The organism is Streptomyces sp. NPDC032126 (assembly GCF_055580085.1).
Map to the genome: position 1 here is coordinate 67,790 of NZ_JBVIMA010000015.1, position 14,871 is coordinate 82,660.

Consider the following 14,871-nt stretch of genomic DNA (forward strand, 5'->3'; position numbering starts at 1 on the left):
CTGCTCCTGACCCGCCGCGTTGGCCTGCGTGGTGCCGTGCGTCCCCGGCGTTCGGGGACTGATCCACGTGTTGGAGGGACCGGGGCCGTAGTCGGCACTCAGTGGTCGGGGAAGTCGGCGTAGATCTGCTGGACAACCGAAATCCGTGCCCACTTGGCCTGTTCCCATGCCGCGACACGTTGCAGATGTCGACAAGCTCCACCAGCAATCCACCACTGGCTCCCAACAGCGCTTGCTGTCAGAGATCCACCCGGTCCCCCTCGGTGCCTGATGTTTCGCCGCAGTTGTTCGAGACGACCTCCAGGCCGGTGGCGCCCTGCGTGTGGAGGGCGACGGCGAGTGACGCGCCGCCCGGGCAATGCCGGTGACAGCTGCTACGAATGGCGGCATGCCCGACGACGAGATCATCCAAGGAATCCGAGAGCAGAATGCGGCTGGCGAGTTGCCGCCGCCTGCGCCGCCCCGAGGCCGTGGCCGAGCTTGAGGCCGTGGTGGGGCATCCGATGCCACCGCTCCTCAAGCGGATCTATCCGAAGTCAGACGGTCACGAAGACGGAGATCCTGGAGCACGTCTGGGACGACCGGTTCGACGGAGACGTCAACGTGGTGGAGGTCTACGTCAGCGCCCCTACGTCGCAAAATCGACACGCCCTTCGGACGGCGGTCCATCCGCACCGTGCGGGGCATCGGCTACCGGCTTGAGGGGGCATGCTGAGGACTCGTCAGGCACAACCGGCCGAACGCGGTCTGCGCCCGGGCAGTGTACGGCTGTGGCTGACGCTGGCCGCGGCCCTGGTCGCCGCCGTCCTGCTGACGCTGGGCACCGTCGCTGCCGCCGCCTCAGTGCGCAACTCGCTCATGGCCTCGGCCCTCCAGCGGGTCACCGACGGCAGCCCCGTGCCAGCGGTGGAGGCGTCGCTGTGCGTGAGCGAAGCCTCCGGCTGGACGTCGTGCACCGCGGTGCCTCCTCATCGCGACGCCGTCCCGCGGGACACGGTTCCCCTGATCCGCGGTGAGCGCCTTTCGCTGTGGCCGTGGACGGATCCGGACGACGCGATACCCGTGCGACTGATTCCGGCCGACTGCTCCGACCCGATCGACTTCCCGGAGGCCTGGACGGATCAGGAACGGCTGAACACCACCGTGTGGTGGCTGGCAGGCGGCGCACTGACGCTCACCGCGCTGACAGCCGGCGGGGCTTGGCTGGTCATCAGCCGGGCCCTGAAACCGGTGGACGTGATCCGGACGCAGTTCGCCGCGCTGAGCCTGAGCCGCCTCGACCAGCGCATCCCGGCGCCACGCAGCGGCCGGGAATTCACACGGCTGGTGGAGACAATGACAGGCGTTGACGGACGCGCTGCGTGGCGTCGAGCGGACGAGGTTTTCCACGCTGTCACGTAGCCGGATGACGTCGGATGTGCCTACGCGTTGCGGGCGGGAGCTCGGGGAGGTGATGAGCGGTACGGCAACGGCGGCGGTGCGGGTGGCCGCGCCAACGAACTGGCGGCGGTGCACTGAGGGGCCCTCCGCTAGCGCTGCTGGGGGTAATGGGGCGGTCGTAGGTTTCCCCCGAGGCGCGAACAAAGGCTACGACTACGACCACCTGCGGAAATGGCTTCGTGAACGAGGTATCCGCCACCGCATTGCCCGCAAGGGCATCGAGTCGTCCACGCGCCTCGGCCGTCACCGTTGGGCGGTCGAGAGGACCGTGTCCTGGCTGGCAGGCTGCCGACGCCTGCATCGCCGCTACGAGCGGAAGCCGGAACACTTCCTCGCCTTCGTCGGCCTGGCAGCCTTTCTGATCGGATACCGTCGCCTGGGCCAGGACCGTCAGGGCCTGAGCCGATTCTGCTGAGGATCGAAGCAGACCAGCCCCATCGAGTCCGCGAGGCCGCTGCCCAGGCAGAGACCTCCTCAGCCCTGCTCCAACTCATCGGGAAGTAGATGAGCGGACCGCCAGCCCCGCCGATCAACGGTCCGGCAACCCAGGGCGAGGCGTCCTCCAAATCCTCAGTGACGTCACCCCACCGCCACCATGCCCGGGCTACCTGGTGGACCGGCGCTAACCGGCACTGCAGCTCCGGGACCGCCGACGTATGGCGGGCAGACATGCCATGTCTACCTAGGGAGCAACGGTGAAATAGCTATAGATAACGGCAGAAAGGGGCAGCCGAAAGACGGTTTTCATCCCTGCACTCCCGTTGACATAGACATGGCGCGTACCGCAACTTCTTACGTGACATCACGCACACGCTGCGCATGGTTCCCCGAGAGGCTCCGGGCGCCGAAAGAGTCATGTGGCGGTGCTGCCGTACGGGAACGGAGGGGGGACATGCCGTGGGGAAACTGCTCCACCGTGAGCTCCCTGAAGTACGCAGACTCCGCAGCCGGTCACGCGCTTCTCGCCGACAGAAGTGCCGCCGAAACCCCCGGCCCTGGTCTCCCACCACAGCTCTGACGGAGGTACCACCATGATCAACAGACGCCAGTTCCTGGCGAGCGCCACGGGTGTCGCGGCAGCGGCAGCCGCGGGCAACGTCCTCGCCGCCGGCACCGCCCGCGCCGCGACGACGTACACCCCCACGTGGGCCTCGGTCAACCAGCACAACGCGGCTCCCGAGTGGTTCAGGGACGCCAAGTTCGGTATCTACTACCACTGGGGCGTGTTCAGCGTTCCGGCCTATGGGAACGAGTGGTATGGGCGCCGCATGTACATCAGCGGCGATACGTGCAACCAGCATCACATCGCCACGTACGGTGACCCGGCTGCGTGGCCGTACCACAACTTCATCAACGGCGCGAACGACCTGAACGGCAACTTCAACAAGTTCGCCCCGAAGCTGAAGTCCGCGGGCGGAAACTTCGACCCGGACGAGTGGGCGCAGCTGTTCGTCGACGCCGGGGCCCGGTTCGCGGGCCCGGTCGCCGAGCACCACGACGGGTTCTCCATGTGGAACAGCTCGGTCAACGAGTGGAACTCGGCCGCGAAGGGCCCCCAGCTCAACCTGCTCCAGTTGTTCACCGACTCCATACGCGCCAAGGGGCTGAAGCTCCTGGTGGCCATGCACCACGCGTTCAACTTCAACGGCTACTACGACCACGTGCCCGCGCAGTCCGACCCGAGCCTCCAGAAGCTGTACGGGCAGTTGGGCACCACGGCCGAGAACCAACTCTGGTACGACAAGCTCAAGGAGGTCATCGACCTCGCCCAGCCGGACATCCTCTGGCAGGACTTCGACCTCAACAAGATCAACCAGACACAGCAGCTCAACTTCCTGTCGTACTACTACAACCAGGCCGAGGCGTGGGGTCGCGAAGTCGTCGCCACCTACAAGGACGGCTTCAACGGCCACGGCGAGGTCTTCGACTACGAGCGCGGCGGCCCCGGCGACATCACCGCCCCCTACTGGCTCACCGACGACAGCATCTCCAGCTCCAGCTGGTGCTACACGAACGGCATCGGCTACTACAGCACCCAGCAGATGCTGCACTCATTGATCGACCGGGTCAGCAAGAACGGCAACATGCTGCTCAACATCGCCCCGATGGCGGACGGCACGATCCCCCAGGCCCAGAAGGACATCCTCCTCGGCATCGGCGACTACCTGCACCGCTTCGGCGAGTCGGTGTACTCGACCCGGGCCTGGACCACGTACGGCGAAGGTCCCACGCACATGGGCGGCGGCGCCTTCACCGCCCCGAAGGTCGGAACGGCCCAGGACATCCGCTTCACCCGGAGCAAGAACAACACCGTCCTGTACGCCACGGTCCTCGGCTGGCCGGGCAGCACCCTGAACATAACGACGCTCAACTCGGCCCGGATCAACGTCGGTTCCCTGACCTCGGCGCAGCTGCTCAACCCCACCGCCGGCACGTACACGAACCTTCCCGCACCGACACAGGACTCGGCCGGCCTGCACGTCACCCTGCCTTCGTCGTCGGCGCCGTTCTCCGCCCTGGCCTACGTCGTGAAGCTGACCTTCTCCGGCCCGATCCCGGCCCTGAAGCCACTGTCCGGGGCCGTGGTCTACCAGGACGTCAACTACCTGGGCGGCTCTTCCGTGCTCCAGGTCGGCTCCTACACCGCCGACCAGTTGTCACTCGCCGGCCTGCCCAGCAGCAGCCTGTCCTCGCTGAAACTGGCCCCCGGTTACCAGATCATCGGCTACTCCGGCGACAACTTCACCGGCACCGCCTGGACCTTCACCTCCGACAACGCCGACCTGCGGGTCACCGGCAACAACGACGCCGTCGTGTCGATGAAGGTGCAGCTCAACCCCTCGACGTGGTTCAGGATCACCAACGTCACCGACGGGCTGGCGCTGGACAGCGGCGGGAACGTCGCCAGCGGCTCCAACCTCAAGCAGTGGACCTGGAACGGCAGCACCAACCTCCAGTGGCAGGCCGTCGAACTCGGCACCGGCTACTACAAGCTGGTCAACCGCGCCAACGGCCTGGTCGCCGACGGCGGCGGCGCCACCACGAACAACTCCCCCGCCCTGGAAGCTACCTGGGACGGCGGCACCAAGCAGCAGTGGGCGCTCAGGTACCAAGGTGGCGGCCGGTACTGGATCGTCAACCGCGCCACCGGCCTCGTCCTCGACGGCGGCGGCAACGTGCCCTCGGGCTCCGTGACCAAGCAGTGGTCAGGAAACGGCAGCACCAACGTGCAGTGGACCTTCACCGCGGTCTGAGTGGACGGGAGGAGCGGGGGCCGGAGCAGCAGCTCCGGCCCCCGCCGACGAGAAGCGGCGGACTCCGATCATCCAATGCCAGCAGCCGGCCTCAGCCGAACGCGGCCTCGAACACCACCGGCGTGCCCACTGGCAGGTCCATACGCTGTTTCCGATTCACTACCGAGATGCCGGACGCCCTCCACATCACAGCGGTTCACGGTGTGTTCCGCCCCTGACATCACGCCGCCGAACGTCAGGCAACGGGGAACCAGGCCAACAGGCGCTTGGCGCTGGCGGGAACATCGAGGTTGCCCTGCGCCACTTCCTCGACGAAGAGCCACCCGGCCCCACGCCACGTCCACACACCAGGGCCCAGGCGTATTCGCGCAGGTCGTGGGCGCCGTCGCCGGCTGCGCGGATCTCCCAGACATGATCCGACAGGATCGCCGAGAGGGTGCGGACGTTTTGCCCGCGCGGCCCGCATCGATGCTTGTAGCCGATCGCCAGCATGTAGCTCAGGCGCTGCTCGGCCAGCCAACCGCGCAGGACCGGGTCCTGGCCGGCCGTAGACCTCGTCGCCGACCACCCAGCACGGGCGGCGTCCGCCTCCGGCGGGCCGGGGCCGCCTTCGGGCAGCCGCTGCAGGGAACGGGCACTCACTCCGCAATGGCGTCCTCGGGCGTCGTGCGCCCATCCAGCAGGTCGTCGGCCCCAGTCAGCTCCAGCAAGCTCCCCACCGGCGGTGACGGCGCGGCCACCCGCAGGTCCGTCTGGCCGCGGAAGCGCAGCAGCAGCGCCAGGAACATCGAATCCGCGAAGGTCACCCCCGCCGCGTCCACCATCCCCTGGGATGCTGCCCCACGGCGCTCTCCACGACGTCACGCAACGCGCCCGACGTGTTCATGCCCACCACCCGGCGGGCAGCGACCACCCAGGCATCGCCCAGCGCATACTCCGCCACCACCGTGTTTGAGTCGCCCTCACCAGCCATGGGCTTGATTATGTCGACCCCACCCGAAGCCAGCGCCCAAGCGCGCCCAACTTCAGAAGCAGGTAATTACGGCGGTTTCCCGGGTACCCGGTGCCCCGCACACGCACAGGAGGCCGACCTGCCCCCATCCACGGTCGGCTGTCGAGGGCGCACCAGGAGGGCCCGATGAGCACGGTCAAGGAAACGGTCGACGTGGAGGTTCCGCTCCGCCAGGCCTACGACCAATGGACTCAGTTCGAAGAGTTCCCGAACTTCATGGAGGGCGTCGACGCGGTCACGCAGCTCGACGACCGGCACAACCACTGGACCACCAGCATCGGAGGGGTGCGGCGCGAGTTCGACACGGAGATCGTCGACCAGCTCCCGGATGACAGGATCACCTGGCGGTCCGTCGGTGGTGAGACCCGGCAGCGCGGCTCCGTCCGCTTCGAGCGCCTCGACGAGACGCGTACCCGGGTGGAACTCACGATGGACGTCGAGCCCACCGGTGTCGCCGAGAAGGGCGCGGACGCGCTCGGCGTGATCGACCGGCGGGTGAAGGGGGACCTGGGCCGGTTCAAGGACTACGTCGAGGGCGGCGGCACCGGTGGCGGCTGGCGCGGACGCATCCGGCCGGAGGACCCGGGCACCAGCCTCTGACGATTCAGGACTGCAGATCGGAAAGCACGGGGCGGGCCACCGGATCGCACAGCCCTGGGGCGAGCGCCCCCGTACGGCCCCCATGAGTGGTGGCCCGCCCGGGCAGTCTCGTTTTTGCAGGCCGGTGTGGCGGACAACGCGGTGGCGCGATGCACCCCCACGGGGGGAGGTCGGCCCTGGTCCGCCAGAGTGTCGTCGCCCCTGCCGTCTCCCCGGAAGGCAACAGGGCAGAAGCGCTGTTCTTGTTGTCCTACGTTCTCCGTATGACGGACGAGCTCACCCTGGAACGGCACCTGCTCCCTACCGCCGACCACGAGGTCCTGGCCACCGACCTCGGCCGCTGGTCCCACCAGCATGCCGAGCGCATCGCCAACGCCGCCGAACCCCATGATGACCGGTGTGATGGCGAGCTACCAGGTCGTTCTGGACCCTGCGGGCGAGCTGGTGGCGTACCAGCGCGTGCGCCGCTACGCCCGCTCGCAGGTCGACAGAGAGGGCCGCGACTAGGGATGTCTTGAGACCACAGGGCAGACACTGGGCGGCTTACCCTTCGTTCGAAGGGGCGGTCACTGGCATGGCAACGGCGGCGCCTTTGCTGGGCCGGCGGGAGGTTCGGGAAACCCGTCGCGCCCCTTGCCCCGTCACCTCCCCAGGTGCGCCTGCGTGATCGCCAGGGCCGTCGCCATGATGCTCAGCTGCGGATTCACTTCGGGACAACCGGGGAGCACCGCCCCGTCCGCGACCAGCACACCGCGCACGCCACGCAGCTGTCCCGTCCCGTCCACGGGGAAGCGCTCCGGGTTGGCGCCCGCCGCGACCGTGCCGGTGGGGTGGTAGGCCGAGAGATGCAGCTGCCGCGCGCTCGTGCCGGCGAGGACCGCGTCCAGATCCGGCAGACTGCGTACCCGGGGCGTGGCGGGGATGCCGGTGAGGACTTCCTCGGCGCCTGCGGCGAACAGCAGCTCGCCCATGGCGCGTACCGCCCGCATCAGACGGCCCGCGTCGCGGCGGTGCAGGTCGTAGCGGAGCAGGGTGCGCTCGCGGCCGAGCACCCGGCCGGAGGGCAGATCGGCGATCATCGCGCCGAGGGTGGCGAGCCGGTCGGCGCCTTCCAGCTCGCGGCGCAATTCGCCACCCACTCCGGGCAGCACGAAGGAACCCATGCCGGGTGGCGTGGCAGTGGCCTCGATGAGGACGCCCGCGCCGTGGTGCTCCTCCACGCCGACGCTCTGCAGCACGCCCTCCCAGGCCGTGACCGGTTCCGCGAAACGCCCGGCGACACTGGTGGCCGGGTGGACGCTGAGGTTCCGCCCGAGTCGGGGATGCCGGCCCAGGCCCGAGCGGCGCAGCAGCAGCGGCGATTCGAGGGCGCCAGCAGCCACGACGACCAAAGGCGCGAGGATCTCGAACCCGCCGTCCTTGCGGCGCACCCGCACCCCCGCCGCACGCGGTCCGCCGGGCCGGTCCGCGTCGATGAGCACGCGTTCCACCCGCGCTCCGGTGACGATACGGGCGCCGGCGGCGCAGGCGTCGGGCAGCACGGACAGTTGCACGCTCTGTTTGGCGCCGGTCGGGCAGCCCACGACGCATTGACAGGAGCCCTTGCAGCCGGGCGCGTTGCGGCGCAGCGGCGCGGCGTGCCAGCCGAGCTTGGCCGCTCCGCTGAGCGCGATCCGGCCGTTGTCGCCGAGGACGTCCAGGGGCTGGGTGGCCACGCGCAGGGTGCGTTCCGCATCGTCCAGGTGGCGGCCGAGGTCGTCGGCGAGGGCGAACCCGAAGTCCGTGCTCCAGCGGGCCAGGACATGATCGGGAGTGCGATAGCACGTACCGGAGTTGACGACGGTGGTGCCGCCGACGGCCCGGCCCACCGGCAGCAGCAGCGGTGGGCTGCCGACAGCGACGGTCGCTCCGCCGTCCCGGTACAGTTCCGCGAACCGGTCGAGCGGGGTGCGGCGCCCGAACGATTCGGTGGAGTGGTGCTGCCCTTCTTCCAGGACGACCACGTCGAGCCCCGCCCGGGCCAGGGTCCGCGCGGCCATGGCCCCGCCCGCCCCGGATCCGATGACCACGGCATCGGCGCTGGACCGCGCTGGCCAGGCGGGCGAGGGCACGCAGTCGAGCGGTGGGTCCGCCCGCGTGAGCCTGCGCGTCGGGAGGCCGTCCTCGATCATCCGCTCGGTCCCGGCCGCGAGGAGAACGGGAACCTTGAGCAGGTCCAGGAGCGGCAGAAGCGCCGGCCGTGCGACGAGCCCGGCCAGCACGGACTCACGCTCGGACCAAGTGAGCGCGGCCAGTCCGCGCCCGGTCCGCGCCACGGCGTAAGCGTCGAGGGCGCGCGCTGCCGTCCGTAAGCCGGCGCGGGCGGCAAGCGGCATCGAGGCCAGGACCCTCTCCACCCGCGCGGGGACGCGGGCGGGCCAGTCGGCCGTGCCGTCGTCGGCGATGACGGCGGCCACCAGGCCGGTGAGGCTCATCGGTGGCCCACCTCCGCATGGGCCGTGCCGTCCAGCGTCCATTCCCTCTCGGTGCGCCAGCCGCCGAACCACCAGCGTTCGAGCAGGACATGGGCGTCGGCGCGTTCGCTGTTGCGGCAGGTCGCGCGGGCGCCGTCGGGGTCGGTGTAGTCCAGGACGAGGGTGCGGTCCGCGGGCTGGGTGACCTCCACGCGGATCCGGCGCAGTCCGGTGCGGCCGGTGACCGTCCAGGTGGGCAGGCCGATGGCGGCGCGGAAGCGTCCTGCTCCGGCCCAGCCCACCGCCGCGCGTTCGGTGCGGCGCGGCCAGGTGCAGCCGGCCTGGCGCAGGCGGAGGAAGACCAGCGGGGGAAGCCTGCGCAGGCCCGGGCGCATGGAGACGGCGGCGACGATCTCCAGGATGTCGCAGCCGCCGAGGTCCGCGTGCAGCCAGGCCCATCGGCGGGCGTTGCCATGACCGAAGATCCGGGCGGACGCGCCCGGGGCCGCGCTGAGCGTCAGGGTCGTGTCGTCATGCGTGAAGGTCCCGTTGTACAAGGCCCGCGCGGCGGGGAGCATCTGGGCGGCGGGCAGCAGGGGACGGCGCCACGACCACCGGGGGAAGGTGAACAGCGCATCGGCCACGGGCTGTTCGGTCAGCTCCCAGCGCAGGGAGCCGCCGTCCGCCGACCCGGTCAGACGTCCGGGCCCGACCGAGACTCCGTCCGCGTGGAATCCGGCCTCGCCGACAGCCCAAGGAGCGGGTCCGAAGCGTGCGTGCCGTACGGGTCCGTCCTTGGGGAAGAGGGCCGCCCAGCCGTGCGCGTAGGGCTCGGTTCCGTCGGCGGGCGCGGTAAGTTCGTGGTGCAGCCACAGCCCGCTCCCGGTCACCGGGTCGGTGACGGTGGTGTACCAGACCTCGGTACGGCCTCGCTCACCCTTCCAGCGTGGCGCGAGGTGCGCATCGCGGTTCTCCCGTCGCGGGAAGCGGAAGCTCGCCAGGAACGGAGCGAGCTGCGTGGCCAGGGGGAAACGAAGGGCTCCGGTGCCGATGGGTGCACCGTCCTCGTAAACGGTGTACGGCAGTACGGTCATCGAGGCCACCGGTCTGCGCGGTGTCACGGACTTCCAGCCGTCGAGGGTGAGCTTGCGGCCGTCGGCGGTGAACGCGATGCGGTAGCGGATACGGCGCCTGGAGAGCGGCGAGATCTCCAACTCGCCGTGGGCGTCCGGGTCGTCGGCCCAGCCGGCGACCCGTATCCGGCCAGCGGCACGGGCCTCGGTCGTGCCGGTCAGCCGCATGACGCCATCCGCCGAGACGGTCAGGTCGAGGCGTACCGGGCGGGTGCGGTCCTCGTGGTCGAGTCGCAGCGTGCCGAGCATGGCTTCACGGAAGACGGTGCCGCGAGAAGGGGCGGTGCGCTTCGCGGCCGGGGCGGAGAGCCTGCTCATGCCAGACCCTCCAACATGATCCGTTCGGTGGCCGTCAGATACTCCTCCGCCGCGCGCCGCGCGCCGGTCTCGTCGCCGGCGACGACCGCGTCGATGAGCGGCCGCAGGCGGCCATGGGCCGCGGCGGCGTCGGCGAAAGGGCGGACGAGTGCGGCGCGCACCGGCAGGTAGGCGTTGAAGAGCGTGTTGGTCAGCAGGACGTAAACGCGGTTGCCGGTGGCGCGGGCCAGAGCCCGGTGCACCTCGATGTCCGCGAGCTGCACGGCGTCGCCGCCCTCCGCCTCGCTGACGGAGGTCAGCAGGGTGCGTAGCTCGGCGCATTGCCGGTCCGTCGCCCGGGCCGCGGCGCGCTCGGCGATCAACGCGCCGATGCTGCGCCGCACTTCGAAGATCTCACCGATCCAGTCGGGGCTGTGCCGGACGAGCATGGGCAGCAGGTCGGCTCCGCCGAGGCGCAGGTAGTCCCGCACTCGGGTGCCTACGCCGTGGCGTGTCTCCAGCAGTCCGGCCTGAACGAGGCGGCCGAAGGCGTGCTTGAGGGTGGTTCGGGTGACTCCGTAGCCGTCGGCGAGGCTCCGCTCCGGTGGCAGATAACTTCCGGCCGGGTGCCGCCCGGTGAGGATCTCCTCACGCAGGCGGCTCTCCAGCACGTCGACGATGGTTTCGCGGGGCAGTGCCTCCACGTGCTCCTCCCCAGTGGCTCAGTGGATCAGCCACTCAACCAACACCCGTTGACGAAGTCAAGGCCCCCAACCGCCAATGGGGGCAAGCCGGTTACGGAAGCGCCGAAACGGAGAACGGCACGGTCGCCGCCCCCAGTGGGCGCAGCGCATGGGGCGCGAGGTCACCATTTCGGTGCCAGTCCCAGATCCGGGGCCGAGGCCAAACAGACCGCGGCCACCACCAACGGCATCGTCATCCACACCCGCGCCCGCCTCGGCTGCACCGCCGCCCCCGGCACCACCGACGACGCGATGCCGCGCCAGCTCAGCGGGGCGCTGCTCCGCAGTAATGCCGCCCGCCTCTTCGAGGCCAGGGACGGCGGCGGCGTGCAGTCCACGGCGACTGGAACAAAAGCCAAGGACCAGGACTGCTCAAGGCGTTGGTGACGATGCTGCGTCACGGCCGTAAATGCGGCACATCGGACCGAGCCGCCTGGCGCGCTCGCGCCTACTGCGCAGTAGGTCGCACCTGCCCAATCGTGATGCTCAAGTTCAGCTCAGATGTGATGACGCTGGTCGCCTCGGCTCCTTACTGTCCTCCGCAGCCGAGGAGGACGGAGTCATACGGCGGTGACCGGCGTGCCGCCGGCCAGGAAGGCAGGGGTGGCCACGCGAGCGGTGCGGCGAAGCGGCCCTTCAGTCCTGAACCATTTTCCTGCGGGCGCAGTTCACGCTTCGCCCGACCGATCCTTCGGCACCCCGCGCAGCGACCGCGGCGGGCGGCGCGCCGAAACTCCTGCACCACTGGGCCTCGTCGTGCCCGCGACGGCGTGCGCGATCCCGCAACACGGCATCACCCTGATCACACGAAGGATGTCACCATGAAGCTCCACCGAGTTCCCGCCGCGGCCGCGGCCGTGCTGGTCCTGTCCGTGACCGCGACGGCGTGTGGTGATGACAGCGGTCAGCGCACCGGTTCGGGGTCGCACGGCGGTGAGACCATCAGGATCGGGATCAAGTTCGACCAGCCGGGTCTGGGCCTGCAGGAGCCTGACGGCGAGTTCTCCGGCTTCGACGTGGACGTGGCGACCTATGTGGCCAAGGAGCTTGGCTATGATCCCGGCCGGATCGAGTTTGTCGAGACGAAAAGCGCGGACCGTGAGAACGCGCTGTCCAGAGGCGACGTGAAGTTCGTCGTCGCGACCTACTCGATCACCGACAAGCGTAGGCAGAACGTCGACTTCGCCGGACCCTACCTGCTGGCTCACCAGGACCTGCTGGTCAAGGCCGGCTCCAAGATTGATGACGGCAGTGATCTCAACGGCGGAAAGCTGTGCTCGGTGACCGGTTCCACCTCGGCGCAGAACGTCAAGAAGGACGTTGCGCCCGAGGCCCGGCTGGTGGAGTACAGCTCCTACTCGGAGTGCCTCGCCGCCCTGCGCAGGGGTGTGGTCGACGCAGTGACCACGGATGACTCGATCCTGGCCGGTTTCGCCGCACAGAAGCAGTACAAGGACCAGTTCGTGCTGGTCGGTCTGAAGCTGAGCAACGAGAACTACGGCATCGGCGTGAAGAAGGGCGACACCGCCACCGTGGAGAAGATAAACAAGGCCCTCAAGAAGATGGTCAGCAGCGGTGCCTGGGGCACGGCCGTGAAGAGCAACTTCGGCCTGATCTACCGATACGAGCCCGCGCCGAGAATAGGTGTCGTGAAGGACTGACCCTCAAGCCGTTGACCCGCCCTCCCCGGCCTCGCCTACCGCGCCTCCATGGCAGGTCCGGCTGCTGGCGATGGTTGCGGGCCTCGGTCAGATAGCGGGCGCGACCGAGACCGGACCGATCCCAGCCTCGACGTGCCCGGCATCGCCCACATGACCGGCGCCGCGATCGGACTCGGCGGGGTCTCTCTCATGCTGCTCACCGGTGTGGAAGGCGTGAGCGTGCCGGGAGTCCTCGCCTCGGCCGCCGCCATGCTGGTGTCGTCCTTCGGCCACATCCTGACCAAACGGTGGCGCGCCGACGCCGATGTGCTCGCCTCGACCGCCTGGCAACTCGCCGCCGGAGGTCTGTTCCTGCTCCCGGTCGCGGCAGTCGTGGAGGGCCCTCCGCCCGCGTTCTCAACGCCGACGCTCCTCGCGTTCGGCTACGTTGCCCTGATCGCCACCGCGCTGGCCTTCGCGGCCTGGTTCACCGGGTTGCGGCACCTGCCCACGGGGACAGTCGGACTGATCGGGCTGCTCAACCCCGTTACCGGCGTGCTGCTCGGCACAGCGGTCGCCGGAGAAGTGGTGACCGTGCAGCAACTGTGCGGACGGGCCCTCGTCCTGACCGGAGTCATCCTCGGCCAACCCAAGCGCGCGGGCCGACGCGACAACCGTCAAGCACCTCCCCATCCGGTATCCGGCGAGCGTCCCGCGCGAGGCGCCTTCCATGCCCAATCCCCCGTGGGGATTCAGTATCACGGACAGTGATCGCCTCACGGAACTTGCGCCAGACCCCGAGATCGGACAGCAGTTGTTCAGCACTTCGGACAGCACCCAGCCCTGTCGCCGTTCGATTACGTGGTCAGGGGAGCATGCATCAGTCACGAATTCCCGCCGCGTGCAGTCTGCTGCGTACGTCGTCCCAATCCGGGGTGATCGTCTCGGTTCGACGGAGGCCGACGCTGCGGTTCTTGAAGCCGCTGGAGGTGGAGATACAGACCACCGGGCCGTCAAGGTCTACGACGGTGCGCAGGCCCGCGAGTCCGGCGGCGCTGGAGAGTTCGGTCCACAGGCCGGCTCGGGCGAGCTCTTGGTGAGCGGTCTCGAGTTGTGCGTCGCTGAGTTCGAGGACCTGGCCGCCGCTGTCCTGGATGGTGACCACGCCGCGGTAGCCGCTGACCGGGGAGACGATGGAGTATGCCTCGGTCAGCCCCACGGTGACGTGAGCCGCTGGTGCCCCGTGCCGCATGGCCTCGGCGAGCGGCGCGGCCGCGGCCGGCTGGCACGCGTACATCCGCGGCAGCCGCTCGGTCAGGCCGATGCGCCGAAGTTCGGTGAATCAAAGAGCGTCATCACCGCTGGCGTTCACGTGCGTCCGCCGCTGTTCGTCGGCGTTGTCACGCAGTTAGACACTCAGCCTTGCTCCTTCTGCCGTGTGGGAAACACCAGTGCAAGGGCGCTGACGGCTGTCCTACGGTGAGTCTGCCTGCGTCGGCCGGCGCGCTGCAGACCCGCAGCACCAGCCCGTTGTGGAGGGGACCAGCCCGTTCGAGCCGGGCCAGGTGGGCTGACATCTGCTGAGCGGTTCGATACGGGGCTCGTATGCCTCAGGGTGGGGCCATGGAACAGGACCAGCTCGAACGGCTGCTGGGTGGCGGCGACGACACGTCGTCGGCCGCTCTCGCGACCCTCCGCGCCGACGCTTCATTCGTCGTCTGGGACGGAACGACCTCACCCGAGTCACTCGCGGCGGTCTACGGGCGCCGACTCCGTCACACCCTTCGGAGGGGCATCGAGACCTCCGGCTTGGCCCGGGCCGTGCAACGCCTCGACCTATACGGCCGACCGGTTCGACTGGGGCAGATCAGGACTGCCGACGGATCGTGGATCTTCATGCTGTTTCTCGATGCGGACGGAAGCATGCTGGTGGCGTGCACTGGCGTACGCCAATCCCAACCGGGCTCGGCAGAGACCTGCTGAACCGTGCAGCCAACACGCTTTCCAACTGTGTTGGTGGTGCGGTGAGTGTTGTACGGGCTCGTGCGCCTGGGTTCAAGGGTGGCTGATCACCGCTGCGGAGAAACCCCTTGGCAGCCGTATCGGAGGGACCGCTAGCGTGGCCCCATGGATCGCCCAGATGAAGAGTCCGATGTTTGTTCTGGCCGCGACCATGGCGAAGGGCGCCCGTTGGCTCGTGTGTGACGTGTTCATCGACGACCATGTGGCACCCCGTCGCCGGATCGGGCGACCCCCGAAACTGACGGACGCCGAACTGCTGTGCCTCGCGGTCGCACAA

At 69.1% G+C, this 14,871-nt stretch carries 13 protein-coding genes and 4 pseudogenes; 11 read left to right on the forward strand and 6 right to left on the reverse strand.

Annotated features, from left to right (window positions below):
• Window positions 1-537 precede the first annotated feature (537 nt).
• The 4 genes and pseudogenes from ACZ5NW_RS36170 to ACZ5NW_RS36185 form a co-directional block, all read left to right on the forward strand.
• A pseudogene (locus ACZ5NW_RS36170) lies at window positions 538-715 on the forward strand (winged helix-turn-helix domain-containing protein); the annotation flags it as partial.
• Window positions 709-1,401, forward strand: coding sequence for a hypothetical protein (locus ACZ5NW_RS36175; protein ID WP_468748281.1), 693 nt, complete (start codon window positions 709-711; stop codon window positions 1,399-1,401). The pseudogene ACZ5NW_RS36170 and the gene ACZ5NW_RS36175, both read left to right, overlap by 7 nt.
• Before the next feature lie 178 nt (window positions 1,402-1,579).
• Window positions 1,580-1,855: pseudogene (locus ACZ5NW_RS36180) on the forward strand (transposase); the annotation flags it as partial.
• Window positions 1,856-2,471: 616 nt separating this feature from the next.
• On the forward strand, window positions 2,472-4,694 hold the full coding sequence (locus ACZ5NW_RS36185) for an alpha-L-fucosidase (RefSeq protein WP_468748282.1): 2,223 nt from the start codon (window positions 2,472-2,474) through the stop codon (window positions 4,692-4,694).
• A 381-nt stretch (window positions 4,695-5,075) separates the two neighbouring features.
• Here the strand turns inward: ACZ5NW_RS36185 and ACZ5NW_RS36190 are convergent.
• Together ACZ5NW_RS36190 and ACZ5NW_RS36195 are read right to left on the reverse strand one after the other, a co-directional pair.
• A pseudogene (locus tag ACZ5NW_RS36190) lies at window positions 5,076-5,265 on the reverse strand (IS701 family transposase); the annotation flags it as partial.
• A 67-nt stretch (window positions 5,266-5,332) separates the two neighbouring features.
• Window positions 5,333-5,518 carry an STAS domain-containing protein gene (locus ACZ5NW_RS36195; protein ID WP_468748283.1) on the reverse strand — a complete coding sequence of 62 codons (186 nt, stop codon included), beginning with the start codon at window positions 5,516-5,518 and terminating at the stop codon, window positions 5,333-5,335.
• 314 nt (window positions 5,519-5,832) lie between these two features.
• Here ACZ5NW_RS36195 and ACZ5NW_RS36200 point away from each other — a divergent pair, with 314 nt between their 5' ends.
• Entirely contained in the window at window positions 5,833-6,306 is a 474-nt protein-coding gene (locus ACZ5NW_RS36200) for an SRPBCC family protein (protein WP_468748284.1), read from the forward strand.
• Window positions 6,307-6,696: 390 nt separating this feature from the next.
• Window positions 6,697-6,813, forward strand: a complete 117-nt coding sequence (gene gvpO, locus ACZ5NW_RS36205; RefSeq protein ID WP_468748296.1) for a gas vesicle protein GvpO — start codon at window positions 6,697-6,699, stop codon at window positions 6,811-6,813.
• A gap of 134 nt (window positions 6,814-6,947) precedes the next feature.
• Here gvpO and ACZ5NW_RS36210 read toward each other — a convergent pair whose 3' ends face one another.
• Genes ACZ5NW_RS36210 through ACZ5NW_RS36220 form a run of 3 tightly spaced genes read right to left on the reverse strand, consistent with a single transcriptional unit; the run spans window position 6,948 to window position 10,893 of the window.
• Complete coding sequence (locus ACZ5NW_RS36210) at window positions 6,948-8,780, reverse strand: GMC family oxidoreductase (RefSeq protein ID WP_468748285.1); 1,833 nt, start codon at window positions 8,778-8,780, stop codon at window positions 6,948-6,950.
• Entirely contained in the window at window positions 8,777-10,210 is a 1,434-nt protein-coding gene (locus ACZ5NW_RS36215; RefSeq protein ID WP_468748286.1) for a hypothetical protein, read from the reverse strand. The genes ACZ5NW_RS36210 and ACZ5NW_RS36215 overlap by 4 nt, the downstream gene beginning before the upstream one ends.
• On the reverse strand, window positions 10,207-10,893 hold the full coding sequence (locus tag ACZ5NW_RS36220; RefSeq protein ID WP_468748287.1) for a FadR/GntR family transcriptional regulator: 687 nt from the start codon (window positions 10,891-10,893) through the stop codon (window positions 10,207-10,209). The genes ACZ5NW_RS36215 and ACZ5NW_RS36220 overlap by 4 nt, the downstream gene beginning before the upstream one ends.
• A 135-nt stretch (window positions 10,894-11,028) precedes the next feature.
• Here ACZ5NW_RS36220 and ACZ5NW_RS36225 point away from each other — a divergent pair, with 135 nt between their 5' ends.
• The 3 genes from ACZ5NW_RS36225 to ACZ5NW_RS36235 all read left to right on the forward strand — a co-directional run bounded on the left by ACZ5NW_RS36225 (window position 11,029) and on the right by ACZ5NW_RS36235 (window position 13,343).
• Window positions 11,029-11,319: a hypothetical protein gene (locus ACZ5NW_RS36225; RefSeq protein ID WP_468748288.1), complete on the forward strand. Its 291-nt coding sequence runs from the start codon at window positions 11,029-11,031 to the stop codon at window positions 11,317-11,319.
• A gap of 434 nt (window positions 11,320-11,753) precedes the next feature.
• Entirely contained in the window at window positions 11,754-12,593 is an 840-nt protein-coding gene (locus tag ACZ5NW_RS36230) for a glutamate ABC transporter substrate-binding protein (RefSeq protein ID WP_468748289.1), read from the forward strand.
• A 132-nt stretch (window positions 12,594-12,725) separates the two neighbouring features.
• A complete protein-coding gene (locus ACZ5NW_RS36235; RefSeq protein ID WP_468748290.1) occupies window positions 12,726-13,343 on the forward strand; it encodes a DMT family transporter in 618 nt (205 codons plus the stop codon).
• A 109-nt stretch (window positions 13,344-13,452) separates the two neighbouring features.
• Here ACZ5NW_RS36235 and ACZ5NW_RS36240 read toward each other — a convergent pair whose 3' ends face one another.
• A complete protein-coding gene (locus tag ACZ5NW_RS36240) occupies window positions 13,453-13,869 on the reverse strand; it encodes a pyridoxal-phosphate dependent enzyme (protein ID WP_468748291.1) in 417 nt (138 codons plus the stop codon).
• Between the two features lie 326 nt (window positions 13,870-14,195).
• Here ACZ5NW_RS36240 and ACZ5NW_RS36245 point away from each other — a divergent pair, with 326 nt between their 5' ends.
• The gene (locus ACZ5NW_RS36245) at window positions 14,196-14,555 is read left to right on the forward strand and encodes a hypothetical protein (RefSeq protein WP_468748292.1); all 360 of its coding nucleotides are present in this window, start codon (window positions 14,196-14,198) and stop codon (window positions 14,553-14,555) included.
• A 190-nt stretch (window positions 14,556-14,745) separates the two neighbouring features.
• A pseudogene (locus ACZ5NW_RS36250) lies at window positions 14,746-14,871 on the forward strand (IS982 family transposase); the annotation flags it as partial.

Bases quoted from the DNA above. Each gene is read 5' to 3' on its own strand.
- ACZ5NW_RS36175 (WP_468748281.1), top strand. From the start codon at position 709: ATGCTGAGGACTCGTCAGGCACAACCGGCCGAACGCGGTCTGCGCCCG.
- ACZ5NW_RS36185 (WP_468748282.1), top strand. From the start codon at position 2,472: ATGATCAACAGACGCCAGTTCCTGGCGAGCGCCACGGGTGTCGCGGCA.
- ACZ5NW_RS36195 (WP_468748283.1), bottom strand. From the start codon at position 5,518: ATGGTGGACGCGGCGGGGGTGACCTTCGCGGATTCGATGTTCCTGGCG.
- ACZ5NW_RS36200 (WP_468748284.1), top strand. From the start codon at position 5,833: ATGAGCACGGTCAAGGAAACGGTCGACGTGGAGGTTCCGCTCCGCCAG.
- gvpO (WP_468748296.1), top strand. From the start codon at position 6,697: ATGACCGGTGTGATGGCGAGCTACCAGGTCGTTCTGGACCCTGCGGGC.
- ACZ5NW_RS36210 (WP_468748285.1), bottom strand. From the start codon at position 8,780: ATGAGCCTCACCGGCCTGGTGGCCGCCGTCATCGCCGACGACGGCACG.
- ACZ5NW_RS36215 (WP_468748286.1), bottom strand. From the start codon at position 10,210: ATGAGCAGGCTCTCCGCCCCGGCCGCGAAGCGCACCGCCCCTTCTCGC.
- ACZ5NW_RS36230 (WP_468748289.1), top strand. From the start codon at position 11,754: ATGAAGCTCCACCGAGTTCCCGCCGCGGCCGCGGCCGTGCTGGTCCTG.
- ACZ5NW_RS36240 (WP_468748291.1), bottom strand. From the start codon at position 13,869: ATGTACGCGTGCCAGCCGGCCGCGGCCGCGCCGCTCGCCGAGGCCATG.
- ACZ5NW_RS36245 (WP_468748292.1), top strand. From the start codon at position 14,196: ATGGAACAGGACCAGCTCGAACGGCTGCTGGGTGGCGGCGACGACACG.